The organism is Citrobacter sp. MGH105 (assembly GCF_001037485.2).
Taxonomy (GTDB): domain Bacteria; phylum Pseudomonadota; class Gammaproteobacteria; order Enterobacterales; family Enterobacteriaceae; genus Citrobacter; species Citrobacter portucalensis.
Window position 1 is genome coordinate 3,116,398 of record NZ_CP073048.1, and the last position, 13,395, is coordinate 3,129,792.

Annotated in this window: 12 protein-coding genes; 2 read left to right on the top strand and 10 right to left on the bottom strand. The window is 52.7% G+C overall.

Annotation, left to right across the window (positions count from 1 at the left end; translation table 11 throughout):
• Positions 1–183 precede the first annotated feature (183 nt).
• Positions 184–2,364 carry a TonB-dependent siderophore receptor gene (locus SK35_RS15055; RefSeq protein ID WP_048214422.1) on the top strand — a complete coding sequence of 727 codons (2,181 nt, stop codon included), beginning with the start codon at positions 184–186 and terminating at the stop codon, positions 2,362–2,364.
• A gap of 57 nt (positions 2,365–2,421) precedes the next feature.
• On the opposite strand, the gene SK35_RS15060 is transcribed toward SK35_RS15055, so the two are convergent.
• The 8 genes from SK35_RS15060 to hinT form a co-directional block, all read right to left on the bottom strand.
• Positions 2,422–2,961, bottom strand: coding sequence for a glycine zipper 2TM domain-containing protein (locus tag SK35_RS15060; RefSeq protein WP_003030814.1), 540 nt, complete (start codon positions 2,959–2,961; stop codon positions 2,422–2,424).
• A 168-nt stretch (positions 2,962–3,129) separates the two neighbouring features.
• Positions 3,130–4,434: an NADH-quinone dehydrogenase gene (ndh, locus tag SK35_RS15065; protein ID WP_003832263.1), complete on the bottom strand. Its 1,305-nt coding sequence runs from the start codon at positions 4,432–4,434 to the stop codon at positions 3,130–3,132.
• Between the two features lie 970 nt (positions 4,435–5,404).
• Positions 5,405–5,947 (bottom strand): alpha/beta hydrolase YcfP, encoded by a 543-nt coding sequence (gene ycfP / locus SK35_RS15070; RefSeq protein WP_003030817.1) that lies wholly within the window; start codon positions 5,945–5,947, stop codon positions 5,405–5,407.
• 21 nt (positions 5,948–5,968) lie between these two features.
• A complete protein-coding gene (gene nagZ, locus SK35_RS15075) occupies positions 5,969–6,994 on the bottom strand; it encodes a beta-N-acetylhexosaminidase (RefSeq protein ID WP_048214423.1) in 1,026 nt (341 codons plus the stop codon).
• Between the two features lie 10 nt (positions 6,995–7,004).
• Positions 7,005–7,829, bottom strand: coding sequence for a thiamine kinase (gene thiK, locus SK35_RS15080; RefSeq protein WP_048214424.1), 825 nt, complete (start codon positions 7,827–7,829; stop codon positions 7,005–7,007).
• Positions 7,810–8,451: a penicillin-binding protein activator LpoB gene (gene lpoB / locus SK35_RS15085; RefSeq protein WP_008784426.1), complete on the bottom strand. Its 642-nt coding sequence runs from the start codon at positions 8,449–8,451 to the stop codon at positions 7,810–7,812. Before lpoB ends, thiK begins: the two co-directional genes overlap by 20 nt.
• A 13-nt stretch (positions 8,452–8,464) precedes the next feature.
• Positions 8,465–8,839 carry a YcfL family protein gene (locus SK35_RS15090; RefSeq protein WP_048214425.1) on the bottom strand — a complete coding sequence of 125 codons (375 nt, stop codon included), beginning with the start codon at positions 8,837–8,839 and terminating at the stop codon, positions 8,465–8,467.
• Between the two features lie 2 nt (positions 8,840–8,841).
• The gene (gene hinT, locus SK35_RS15095; RefSeq protein ID WP_003030826.1) at positions 8,842–9,201 is read right to left on the bottom strand and encodes a purine nucleoside phosphoramidase; all 360 of its coding nucleotides are present in this window, start codon (positions 9,199–9,201) and stop codon (positions 8,842–8,844) included.
• 349 nt (positions 9,202–9,550) lie between these two features.
• Between hinT and fhuE the strand changes: the two genes are divergently transcribed.
• Positions 9,551–11,737, top strand: coding sequence for a ferric-rhodotorulic acid/ferric-coprogen receptor FhuE (gene fhuE, locus SK35_RS15100; RefSeq protein WP_048214426.1), 2,187 nt, complete (start codon positions 9,551–9,553; stop codon positions 11,735–11,737).
• Positions 11,738–11,759: 22 nt separating this feature from the next.
• Here the strand turns inward: fhuE and paaY are convergent, their stop codons facing one another.
• Together paaY and paaX are read right to left on the bottom strand one after the other, a co-directional pair.
• Positions 11,760–12,356: a phenylacetic acid degradation protein PaaY gene (paaY, locus tag SK35_RS15105; protein WP_048214427.1), complete on the bottom strand. Its 597-nt coding sequence runs from the start codon at positions 12,354–12,356 to the stop codon at positions 11,760–11,762.
• Positions 12,357–12,367: 11 nt separating this feature from the next.
• Positions 12,368–13,294: a phenylacetic acid degradation operon negative regulatory protein PaaX gene (paaX, locus tag SK35_RS15110; protein ID WP_165612492.1), complete on the bottom strand. Its 927-nt coding sequence runs from the start codon at positions 13,292–13,294 to the stop codon at positions 12,368–12,370.
• Between the last annotated feature and the right edge of the window lie 101 nt (positions 13,295–13,395).

Below are 13,395 nucleotides of genomic sequence, written 5' to 3' on the forward strand. Positions count from 1 at the left end.
CTATTGACCCTACATTTCTCATTGTTTTCATCGTGTTACCCGATCATTTTTTGTAAAAAGTATTGATAACGACAATTATTATCAGCAATATTCGCATTTGTTTTAATGCCTGTTTCACAATGTAACCATCGGTTTCTCTACCGCTATAACAAAAACAGACCGACTTTTTTAAAAGGAATACAAATGCATAAGCGTCTCTGGGTGCTCAATCCTCTTCTGTTATCTTTAACTCTACCCGCCGTTGCGGCTGAGGAAGAGAACCTCATCGTCAGCGCCAACCGTAGCCAGCGCACAGTGGCAGAAATGGCGCAAACGACCTGGGTTATTGAAGGAAGCGAAATTGAACAGCAAGTTCAGGGTGGTAAAGAGTTCAAGGATGTTCTTGCTCAGTTAATCCCCGGAATTGATGTCAGCAGTCAGGGACGAACCAACTACGGCATGAACATGCGTGGTCGCGCCATTGTCGTGCTAATTGACGGCGTCCGTCTGAATTCCTCGCGAACCGACAGCCGTCAGCTTGACTCCATTGACCCATTTAACATTGCGCACATTGAAGTCATTTCAGGCGCAACCTCACTTTATGGCGGTGGCAGTACCGGCGGATTAATCAACATTGTCACCAAAAAAGGCCAGCCGGAGCGTGAAGTAGAACTCGAACTGGGGAGCAAAAGCGGCTTCAACAATAGCAACGATCATGATGAACGCGTTGCCGCGGCGGTGAGTGGCGGAACCGATCGCGCTTCCGGGCGTATGTCCGTCGCGTATCAACGATTTGGCGGCTGGTATGACGGTAATCACGATGCCCTGCTGCTCGATAACACCCAAACCGGGCTACAGCACTCCGATCGCCTGGACGTCATGGGCACAGGGACGATTGAACTTGACGACAACCGTCAGTTGCAACTGGTTACGCAGTACTATAAAAGTCAGGGGGATGACGATTACGGGCTGGATCTCGGCGAGAACATGTCCGCCGTGACCGGAAACGGCAAAGCATACACCAGCAGCGGACTGAATTCCGATCGTATTCCCGGCACCGAACGTCATCTTATTAGCCTGCAATATTCAGATGCGGATTTTTTTGGCCAGAACCTGGTCAGCCAAATCTATTATCGTGACGAATCGCTGAAATTCTACCCCTTCCCTACGCTCAGCAAAGGCAAAGTCACCAGTTTCTCCGCATCACAGCAGGACACCGACCAGTTTGGTGCCAAAATTACCCTCAACAGCCAGTTGATGGATAACTGGGAGCTGACGTGGGGTGTCGATGCCGATCACGAAACCTTCGACTCCAATCAGAAATTCTTCGATCTGGCCTGGTCCCTGCCCTCCGGCGGCATGGACAACCGTACCGCTTATACCACCGGGCGTTACCCCGGTTACAGCATCACCAACTTCGCGCCTTTCCTGCAAAACAGCTATGACATTAACGACATTTTTACCCTCAGCGGCGGCGTGCGCTATCAGTGGACCGAAAACAGGGTTGATGATTTCGTTGGCTATGCTCAACAGCAGGGAATCGCGACCGGGCTTGCGAACTCTGCCGATACTATTCCGGGCGGCAAAACCGATTACGATAATTTCCTGTTCAACGCCGGTATCCTTGCCCACCTGACCGACCGTCAGCAAACGTGGTTTAACTTTTCTCAGGGCGTGGAGCTTCCGGACCCAGGGAAATATTACGGTAACGGTACCTATTCGCTGGTTGGCGATCATTACCAGCTCCAGCGCAGCGTCAACGTGGCGGATTCACGTCTGGAAGGGATTAAAGTTAACTCGTACGAACTGGGGTGGCGCTATACCGGCGATAGTCTGCGCACGCAACTGGCCGCTTACTACTCGACTTCAGATAAATCGATCGTTATCAACCGCAGTGATATGACCATTAACGTTCAGCCCGACGATCGCCGCATTTATGGCCTTGAAGGTGCGGTGGATTATTTCATTGCGGACACGGACTGGAGCCTGGGCGGCAATTTCAACGTCATTAAATCGGAAGTGAAACAGAACGGTAAATGGCAAAAATGGGATGTCACGCTGGCCTCACCGTCCAAAGCAACCGCGTGGGTCGGCTGGGCACCAGAACCGTGGACCTTGCGCGTACAGAGCCAGCAAACATTTGATCTGACCGACGCCAGCGGTAACAAGCTGGATGGCTATAACACGATGGACTTTATCGGCAGCTATCAGCTCCCATTGGGTAAGCTGACCTTCAGCGTGGAAAACCTGCTGAATGAAGAGTACACCACACTGTGGGGACAACGTGCGCCACTGCTGTACAGCCCAACCTACGGCAGCCCGTCACTGTATGAATACAAGGGCCGGGGTCGTACATTTGGTCTGAACTACGCCTTAACCTTCTGATAAAAAAAGCCCCCCAGCCTGAGCGAATGGGGGGCTAATGTTCAGGATAATGCTATTTTACGCTTTGTTATTCAGTACCAACTGTCCGTTGTTATCCAACGGAATTTGCGCGCCGGGATCCTTATCCATACGGATTTTCCCCTGCTGATCGCCAATTTTGTACGTCACGTCGTAGCCCAGCATCTTTTCAGATTTGTCATACACCGTTTTACAACGCTGCTGCGTGGTGGTGTAAGTATCGTTTTCCTGCATCGAACCCTGAATCTGGTTACCTGCATAGCCGCCGCCTAAAGCACCGGCCACGGTGGCAATATCTTTACCACGTCCACCGCCAAACTGATGCCCAATAACACCACCCGCAACCGCGCCCAGTACGGAACCCGCGATACGGTTTTCATCTTGTACCGGCTTGCGGTGGGTGACCGTTACGTTCCGGCACTCCTGACGCGGTGTTTTTACCGACTCTTTAATCGGTGTTGCAGAGACAACTTGCGCATACTGTGGGCCACGCTCGAAAACGTTCAGACTGGCCACCGCTGCAACACCCAGCGCAGCAGCTACGCCAATCCCTATACCCGCCAACATTGATTTATTCACGGGACTACCTCCTTTTTTGCTATTAGCAACAACTTTGCAACAGAAGGTAAGGAATGCCAATCAGATTACGGATGAAAATAGCCGGAGGTGGAGCGAAAGCGGAATGATTCAGACAACTCTGAAGGAAGGCGCCGGATGCGTAAAATCATCCGGCACCACAAGTCGATATTAATGCAGTTTCAGACGCGGGCGAATCACCCGGTTGATACTGCCGACCAGCATCATCAGGCCGGTTTTGAAGTAACCGTGCAGCGCAATCTGGTGCATGCGGTACAGCGAGATATACACAAAGCGCGCAATACGTCCTTCCACCATCATCGAACCACGGGTCAGGTTGCCCATCAGGCTACCCACGGTAGAGAAGTTAGAGAGCGAGACCAGAGAGCCGTGATCTTTGTACTGATACGCTTTCAGCGGCTTGCCATTCATCTGTGCCAGAATATTGTTCATCGCGCAGGTCGCCATCTGGTGTGCTGCCTGAGCGCGCGGAGGCACAAAACCGCCTTCCGGGCGAGCGCAGGAAGCGCAGTCGCCAATCGCGTACACGTCAGGATCGCGCGTGCTCTGCAGAGTTGGCTCAACCACCAGTTGGTTAATACGGTTCGTTTCCAGACCGCCAATGTCTTTCATAAAGTCTGGCGCTTTGATACCCGCCGCCCACACCATCAGATCGGCTTTAATGTATTCGCCATCTTTGGTGTGCAGTCCGCCTTCATCAGCGCTGGTTACCATCGTCTGGGTCAGTACGCGTACGCCCAGTTTGGTTAACTCATTATGCGCAGCACCGGAAATACGCGGCGGCAACGCAGGCAGAATACGCTCACCGGCTTCGACCAGCGTAACGTTCAGCGCGTCATTGGTCAGCCCTTTGTAACCATAGCTGTGCAGTTGTTTTACCGCATTGTGCAGCTCAGCGGAGAGTTCAACACCCGTCGCACCGCCGCCCACAATGGCGATATTCACTTTTCCGTTAGCGCCCAGATTCGCGGAATACTTCAGGAACAGATTCAGCATCTCCTGGTGGAAACGACGCGCCTGATGCGGGTTATCGAGGAAAATGCAGTTTTCTTTCACGCCAGGGGTGTTGAAATCGTTGGACGTACTGCCCAGCGCCATCACCAGCGTGTCATACGGCACTTTACGCTCAGGAACCAGTAGCTCACCCTTCTCATCGCGCAGCTCAGCGAGAGTAATGGTCTTCGCTTCACGATCGATATCCACCACCGAGCCTAACTGGAACTGGAAGCCATGGTTACGGGCATGAGCCAAATAACTCAGCGCATCCACACCTTCGTCCAGTGAACCCGTCGCCACTTCATGCAGTAACGGTTTCCACAAGTGACTGTGGTTTCTGTCTACCAGTGTGATTTTGGCCTTTTTCTTACGCCCGAGTTTTTTACCCAGCTGCGTCGCCATTTCCAGTCCGCCAGCACCGCCGCCGACAATCACGATCCTTTTCAATGGTGTAGTCAACGTGACCCCCTCAAATTTATTAACCAATTGTTAATTAAAAGTTATTAACATAGCCTTTAATTAACAACAAGTTACGGTAATGAAAATGTTCTTCGAGAGTGAGAATAACACGAACGGTGCATTGGTCATACCAAAATTGATGTGTATCAAGTTTTGATGCTGAAAAGATAGACAACCGGAACTTTAAGAACAAAAAAACCAGCCCGGCGGCTGTAATGCCAGTCAGTTAGCGCCTCAGTTTCAGAAAGCTTCAACCTGTGCTGCCCGAGGTAAAGAACATGCTATCTCGGAGAAAGAGTTCCGTTCACCTCAGTGGTGTCATTTCTCTTAAGCACCGATTCCTGTGAACGTGTAAAGGGCGTTCTCCGCCACGCCCTTTACAATCCCGGCTCCCGGCGGGAAAATTGTTGCTGCGCAATACCCTCCGCTTATTCCTCCAGGCTACCGGGCCGGGCGCGAGGTAGCATCCATGCAAAGCGCGCCCTGAGCCAGCATCCATGCTGGCTCTCCCGGCCTTACGGAATCACGTCGGCAATTTTCAGCCGGACCAGCCCACACCTGACCATCTGCGTTTTTTTGTTTAAACAGCAAAAAAGATTTAACTGGAAGTCAGTGCGTTGAAGCGATGACCCCGGTCCGGCTGAAAATCGATGAGGCGTTGACGACTGACCGGGTCTGCCCGCAGGGATGCGGGCAGAGGGGACGGCCTGCACGGACGCAGGCTCGACCCCGACCCGACAGGCAGACGGCATAAGACGAATAACTCGCGTAGCGACGATTTTCCCGCCGGGAGCCTGGGTTGCAAGGGAGGCGGCGGTGAGCCTCCCTTGCACGTTCACAGGTATCTGCGCTTCAGAGAAATGACACCACTGAGGTGAACGGAACCCTGAGCCGGAATCACATGTTCACCATACGTTCGTAACTGACGAGCATTAGCCCGATGGCTGGTTTTTTACACACTCAATAAGAATTAACCTAACGTCTTGAACGCTTTGATGCGCTGCAAATGCGGAGAGATATTCTTAAACTTATGCGTCTGCTCTTCGTCCCAGACTATCTCGTAAAAATGATGCAGCTCTTCCGACGAACGCTGACTGTTAAGCGCTTCATCATGACGTGACAGGATCACCAGGCAGCGATCGCGATTCTTCTCACGGAAATTGGTCACGCATTTTGTTGCGATGTCTGCATACTCCTCAGGTCTGTCGATTTTGCCTTCCATGTTCTCATACGGGAACAGGTTGGGATTAAACACTACCTGACGAATATCACACAGGAAACCAATCCGTTCAGCCCAATATCCCCCGAGCCCCACACCACAAATCAGCGGACGGTCATCCACATTCAGCTGCAGCATTTTGTCCACTTCTTTCAGCAGATGCTGCATATCATGTTTAGGATGCCGCGTACTGTAGCTAATCAGCCTGACATCCGGGTCGATGAATTGTAGCTGCAACACCTTCTCATGGTTGCCCGGGCTGTTAGAGTCAAAACCGTGTAAATAGATAATCATCGCATCCTCGCCAAACTTGCGTTAATGACCTGCTTTCTCTTCCTGCCAGCGCTCATGAAGTTGGTTAAGCTGAGCGCTTACCGTCTTCCAGCGTGACGAGTCCATCAGTTCCTGACGTGAAAATGAACCTTTATGATACAAACGTGTAACACGTTCTGCATTGATCGGCGACAGATTATCTAACACACTGACCGCTCCCTTACGATTATTGCAGACCAGGATCATATCGCAACCTGCATCCAGCGAGGCCTGTCCACGCTCCGCATAGCTTCCCATAATCGCCGCCCCTTCCATCGACAAATCGTCGGAGAAAATGACACCATCGAAGCCAAGCTCCTGGCGTAGCACCGTTTTCAACCAGTGAGGTGAACCACTCGCCGGACGCGGATCGACATCACTGTAGATGACATGCGCAGGCATAATGGCATCCAGTTTGTTTTCCGTAATCAACGTCTGGAACACGGACATATCTTTCGCACGAATCTCGGCTTCTGGGCGTGGATCGGTTGGGGTTTCTTTGTGTGAATCCGCCGTCACCGCCCCATGTCCTGGGAAATGTTTACCGGTCGTTTTCATGCCAGCAGCATGCATCCCGTCAATGAAGCGGGTCGCCATCGCCAGCGCTTTTAGCGGATCGGCATGGTAAGAACGCTCGCCGATTGCCGCGCTGATATGGCCCACATCCAGCACGGGTGCAAAGCTGATATCAATGTCCATCGCGATCATTTCGCTGGCCATCAACCACCCTGCGTCCTGAGCCAGTTTGCCGCCTTCTTCCAGACCGTGCAACGCAGCAAAGGATTGAGCTGCAGGCAGGCGGGTAAAGCCCTCACGAAAACGCTGTACGCGTCCGCCTTCCTGATCTACCGCCACCACCAGATGGTTACGTGACGCAGCCCGGATCTGACGCACTAATTCACGCAGCTGTTCCGGGTCATGATAATTTCGGGTAAAGAGGATCAACCCACCTACCAGCGGATGTGCCAGAATCTCACGCTCTTCAGCGTCCAGCTCATACCCTTCGACATCCAACATTACTGGGCCCACACTGCTCTCCTTATCCTTTAATTGTTAGCTGCCGCCAGGTTTCATCGGCCAGCCTGATAAATTGTCGATCGCCGGTTTGCCGCCAGCGATACTCAAACCACCCCGCCTTCAGCATCATTATCCAGGGTTGCCATTGTCTGACCTGTCGCCACAAAACGTCTGGCTTAATGTGCGCTCGTTGGGCGTAGGTGCTAACCAACTGTTGGTGCTGGGATTCATCGCTAACCCATACTGCCGCCAGCTCCAGGGCAATATCACCGTCTCCAGCGTATTCCCAGTCAATCAGCCGCAGCCCTGATGCCGTACGTACGATGTTGTCACCGTGAACATCCATATGCAGCGGCCCCAGGCGCAAAGGTCGAGGCTCACCTCGTTTCCTTAGCCGCTTCAGCGCGCGCAGCCAGCATGGTGTACGACGCGCCGGATCGCCACACTGCCAGTACTGTTCAATTAGCGGCAGCAGGCTGATTCGCCAGCCCAATCGGGGTTGCTGGTGCAGATGATACAATAAGCCTGCGAGTTCGTCGGCGTCCGGTAATCTGGATTCTACCTTACCGTGAAAAAACTCGACTGCCATCCACCCACGCGTATAAAAATGAGGACGTGGCGCAAGGCTTTCTGGCAGGTGTTTTAACGCATGATATTGGCGTAAGAAATGAGATTCCGGCGCGTCAGGATCGTGATGGCAGCGCAGTACCAGCCGGTGGGAACGGTGTTCAATGATGCAGCTCCCGCCGCTCAGGCCGGTTTGGCTGGTTGCGACGGGATGATACTGCGGGAAATAGCGCGACAACACTTCGCCGCGCGTGAGTCTGCTATTGTTGCTGAACGGCACCTTTACCTGACCAGATTATCTCGCCAGTTTGTACCAGCATTAATTGCATTTGCAGCGCAGGCGAATTGACGTTGCCGGATGCGCTGGAATAAAGCACATACTGCGCGCCAACGTTACGGGCGATACCAATCGCTTTACTGCGCGTTCCCAGACTGTCATTCGGAGACAGACCTAACTGCTGTTTGGCGACAGCCAGCTGTTGGGCAGAAATCAGCGTAAACTTACCGTTATTCGCCAGCGCGTTACGTAAGGTTTCGGTGGCTTCACCCGCGTTCAACGAGCCGTTGGTGCGGTTATTCACGCTATCAACCAGCAGAACGCCGCCCGCTTTGACGCCGTCTGCCTGCAGCATTTTGCCGACCATCGGCTGCATAGCCCCGTTCCAGTCATAGTGACGTTGACGTGGCGTCGGCTGCGCCGTTTGGTCCTCATGCTCAATTGGACCCGGTTGCTGCGGTATGCTTGGCACCGTTGGCACAACCGGCACCGGCTGTTGCGGCTGCGCAGGCTGTTCCGGTACCGGCTTCACTTCCTCTACCGGCGCGGGCTCACGTTGCGCCACACAGCCAGAGAGAAACATCGCCAGCGCGGCAATCAGTGCGTAGCGATTCATTTTGTTCATCAAGATTCACCCCTTACAAATAAAGATAAAGTCTAACCTTGTGCGCCCCCAGAAAATTGGCGCTGCCGTACAGCGTCACCGACGAATGAGCCGGAATAGTCACACTGCGTGGCGCTTCCAGAGGGTGCATTTCCAGCCCTCTGGCGTCATACCAGTAAAACCGATAATGAACGGTAACGGGTTCTTGTCTTTCGTTATAGAGTCGCGAGGATGCCGAAGCCTGAATATCAGACGTTGTTAACGTGGGCTGCTCTGCTGTAATACCCGCCGCCAGAATTGTTGATTCCATCACCAGCGACTGTTCATCACTTACTGGGATTTCAGGGTGTGAACGACAACCCGCCAGCAACAACAAGCCCAGTGAAAGCGCAATGCATCCTCTGGTCATGCTTACAGACCTTTATGCGCAAGCATTGGGCCAAGCGCACGTCCACCCAGCAGGTGCATATGAATGTGATACACCTCCTGCCCCCCGTGGCGGTTGGTGTTCATGATTAAGCGGTACCCATCTGCAGCAATGCCTTCCTGCTCAGCAATTTTCGCCGCAACGGTGATCATGCGGCCCAATGCCTGTTCATGTTCCGCCGTCACATCGTTGACAGTTGGGATCAGAATGTTAGGAATGATCAGGATATGCGTTGGTGCCTGAGGGGAAATATCACGAAACGCAGTGACCAGTTCATCCTGGTATACGATATCCGACGGAATCTCACGACGAATAATTTTGCTGAATATAGTTTCTTCTGCCACGACGTTTTCCTTTTTCATTAACAGCCCAAGCGTTTTGCCATGCTACGCCGGGTAACTCTGCGAGTATAGAGTATGAGCGAGTTCCTCACGCTCTTTCAACTTTAACCCTCGATTTTTTAAGCGAAAACCTCAGTCAGTGCTGCTCTTATAACCATTTTCCTGCGCTATTGCTCAAGCATAGTACTGAAACAATATTTCATTTATGTCGTAGCATCTGTTTACACATTAATTGCTAATGCGTATATTTCGCATTTGTATTTACATGCGCATTTAATAGTTTACAACCAAAGGGTTCATCACAACTACCGGTGATTTGAACTTAATATTAATAATTATCAAGGACTTTTCGATGTCTTTCACAACACTCAACGGGAATGTTCAACGCCAACCGGGGCTTGCCCCTTCTTTGCTGGCAGCATGCATCACGCTAGCCCTTTTACCTTCCACCAGCCTCGCAGCCCCTGCAGAAGAGACAGTGATCGTGGAAGGTTCTGCTCCTTCGGCATCCAGTGAGGAGCAAGATTACAGCGTTAAATCAACGACCGCTGGCACAAAAATGCAAATGACACAGCGCGATATTCCGCAATCGGTCAGCATTGTCAGCCAGCAACGCATGGAAGATCAGCAATTGCAAACGCTGGGCGATGTGATGGACAACACGTTGGGGATAAGCAAAAGCCAGGCGGATTCAGATCGCAGCAGCTATTACTCGCGCGGATTTCAGATTGATAACTATATGGTCGATGGGATCCCGACCTATTTTGAATCCCGCTGGAATCTCGGTGACGCCCTTTCTGACACCGCCCTTTTTGAGCGTGTCGAAGTGGTCCGTGGCGCAAACGGGCTAATGACCGGGACGGGTAACCCTTCAGCCTCCATTAACATGATCCGTAAGCATGCCACCAGCCGCGAGTTCACCGGTAATGTTTCAGCGGAATATGGCAGTTGGAACAAACAACGCTATGTGACCGATCTGCAAAGCCCGCTTACGGCAGACGGCAACGTGCGCGGTCGTATCGTGGCGGGTTACCAGAATAACGACTCCTGGCTTGATCGCTACAATAGCGAAAAAATGTTCTTCTCCGGGATTGTCGATGCCGATTTGGGTGACACCACCAGCCTGTCTGCGGGCTATGAATATCAGCGCATTGATATCAACAGCCCAACCTGGGGTGGATTGCCGCGCTGGAATACCGATGGCAGTAAAAACAGCTACGACCGTTCGCGCAGCACTGCGCCGGACTGGGCTTACAACGATAAAGACTTCAACAAAGTGTTTGTCACCATCAAACAGCGTTTTGCCGATACCTGGCAGACGACCATGAACGCCACCCACTCCGAGGTCAAGTTCGACAGTAAAATGATGTACGTCGATGCCTATGTTAATAAGGCCGACGGCACGCTGATTGGCCCATATGGCAACTATGGTCCGGGATATGACTACGTCGGAGGAACCGGCTGGAACAGCGGCAAACGTAAAGTGGATGCTGTCGATCTATTTGCCGACGGCGGTTACGATCTGTTTGGTCGTCAGCATAATCTGATGCTGGGCGGCAGCTACAGTAAACAGAATAACCGTTATGAAAGCTCGTGGGCGAACGTTTTCCCCAACGAAATCGGCAGCTTCTATACCTATGATGGTAACTTCCCTGAAACCAACTGGAACCCGCAGTCATTGGCTCAGGACGATACCACGCACATGAAATCGCTGTACGCCGCAACGCGTATTTCGCTGGCCGACCCACTGCATTTGATTGTTGGCGCACGTTACACCAACTGGCGTATCGACACCCTGACCTACAGCATGGAGCAAAACCACACCACGCCGTATGCGGGTTTGGTATATGACATTGACGATAACTGGTCTACCTACGCCAGCTATACCTCAATCTTCCAGCCGCAGAACAAGCGCGACAGTTCCGGTAAATATCTCTCTCCGATCACCGGCAACAACTATGAGCTTGGTCTGAAGTCCGACTGGATGAACAGCCGTTTAACCACCACGCTCGCGGTGTTCCGCATCGAACAGGATAACGTAGCGCAATCAACCGGCGTGCCAATCGCCGGTAGCAATGGCGACACGGCCTTTAAAGCGATGGATGGTACGGTCAGTAAAGGGGTCGAATTCGAGATTAACGGTGCGATCACCGATAACTGGCAGATGACGTTTGGTGCGACACGCTATGTTGCAGAAGACAACGAAGGCAATGCAGTAAACCCAAACCTGCCGCGGACCACGGTCAAACTGTTTACCCGTTATCGCCTGCCAGCCATGCCGGAACTGACCGTTGGCGGTGGAGTTAACTGGCAGAATCGTGTTTACAGCGATACGGTCACGCCTTATGGCACATTCCGCGCGGAACAGGGAAGCTACGCCCTGGTAGATTTGTTTACCCGCTACCAGGTAACAAAAAACTTCTCAGTACAGGGTAACCTTAATAACCTATTCGATAAAACCTACGACACGAATATCGACAGTTCTATCGTTTATGGTGAGCCGCGCAACGTCAGCGTTACCGCCAGCTACCAGTTCTGACACCGGGTATTGCGTAGAATCGCTAACTCGCTGACTTAGGTTGCAAATTCTCATCAAACTCCAGCCGCTTTCTGTCGGGTTCTACCGCAGTCAGCGGCTCCACTTCTGCAAGCGTCTGCTGACAGCGCCCCACCAGCACCTGATACTCGCGAGTGCCCTGTTTTTTCCACACCATTTCCTGCTCAGTTAACATGCGAATCGCTTTCGCCGGGCTGCCGACAATCAGATGGTTGGCAGGCATCTCAGCGCACGCTTTCACAAACGCCGAAGCACCAACGATACTGTTTTCACCGATGGTCGCGCCATCGATAATCACCGCGCTCATGCCGACCAGCGCGTTACGCCCAATCACACAGCCATGCAGAATCGCGCCGTGGCCGATATGTCCGTCCTCTTCCACCACCGTATCCTGGCCGGGAAATCCGTGCATTACGCAGTTATCCTGGATATTCGCCCCATCTTTAACCACGATACGCCCAAAATCTCCGCGCAGGCTGGCGTTGGGACCAACATAAACACCTTTGCCGAGAATGACATCGCCAATCAGCACTGCGGTTGGGTGAACATAGCTTTCTGCAGGAACTACCGGGATCATCCCGTCAATCTGGTAAATCGGCATGGCTTCTCCTATTACACCTCGGCTAATCCGCCGAAGCGTTGATAATAGAGCGGCCCCGGCGCGGGCAGTTCCCCCACCGAGCTCTCGCCTTTTTCGCTGACGAAAACCTGGGCGCCGGGCGCAACACGTTGATAAATATTAATGCACAGCTGACGCGCCGTCTGACCCAGCCAGTGAGCAGGCAACAATTCTTCCGGCAGCAGCGGATCTTTGAGCACAACCCGACGATAGAAGTGAATGAGCAACAGGCGGATCTGGAAGCAGCGCTCTGGCGTAAGTTCGTCCGGCCCGGCGTCACGCAGTAGCGGTAACAACGGACGGAACAGCGTGATAAACGCCTCGTACATGGCATTTTGTTCGGTTAAGTGCCAGCACCCTTCTACCCGCTCACGCAGCGCAGCGCGGGAGAGTGCCAACGGCGAATGCGCCTCAAAAACGATGACGTTTTCCGCCACCCCAGCTTCATGGAGCAGCGACTGTACGTCCGCCAGCTTTTGCGATGGCGACGCCAGCAGACTCGGCGCCAGTACGCCAAAACCTTGCCATAACAGCTGCTTTTTAACTTCGGCCAGGGTATTTTTCTCCAGCCCCTCCGACAGCAGCAGCAGCCAGGTACCGTCCCACTCAGGGGCGTTGGCACGGTAGATTTTGCTCTCGGCGCGGCGCGTCAAGCGTAGCCCTTTATCACTCAGGCGGTAGAAACTGCGACGGCCGATACGTACTACGTCCAGCCATTCTTCTTTATTAAGGCGAAACAGCGCGGTACGTACAAAACGTTCACCGAAGCCAAGCCCTTCCAGCAGCGCGGCAACGCTACCGAGCCAGACTTCTCCACCGCGTTGCGATAAACAGTCCCCGTAAAGCGAGGCGATAAGCGAGGTGCCGCTGACCGGCATTGCGGTTACCGCCTGCTGAATAAAACTATCGAGTTTTTCCATATGATTCATACTGTTGTCTTTTTTGTCCTTTTTGAATCATAGCACAGGAAAATTTCCGCGATATGGCAGGAATTTGTAGGCCGGATAAGGCAACGCCGCCA

Bases quoted from the DNA above. Each gene is read 5' to 3' on its own strand.
- paaY (WP_048214427.1), bottom strand. From the start codon at position 12,356: ATGCCGATTTACCAGATTGACGGGATGATCCCGGTAGTTCCTGCAGAA.
- fhuE (WP_048214426.1), top strand. From the start codon at position 9,551: ATGTCTTTCACAACACTCAACGGGAATGTTCAACGCCAACCGGGGCTT.
- lpoB (WP_008784426.1), bottom strand. From the start codon at position 8,451: ATGAACAAAATGAATCGCTACGCACTGATTGCCGCGCTGGCGATGTTT.
- paaX (WP_165612492.1), bottom strand. From the start codon at position 13,294: ATGGAAAAACTCGATAGTTTTATTCAGCAGGCGGTAACCGCAATGCCG.
- SK35_RS15090 (WP_048214425.1), bottom strand. From the start codon at position 8,839: ATGACCAGAGGATGCATTGCGCTTTCACTGGGCTTGTTGTTGCTGGCG.
- ycfP (WP_003030817.1), bottom strand. From the start codon at position 5,947: ATGATTATCTATTTACACGGTTTTGACTCTAACAGCCCGGGCAACCAT.
- SK35_RS15055 (WP_048214422.1), top strand. From the start codon at position 184: ATGCATAAGCGTCTCTGGGTGCTCAATCCTCTTCTGTTATCTTTAACT.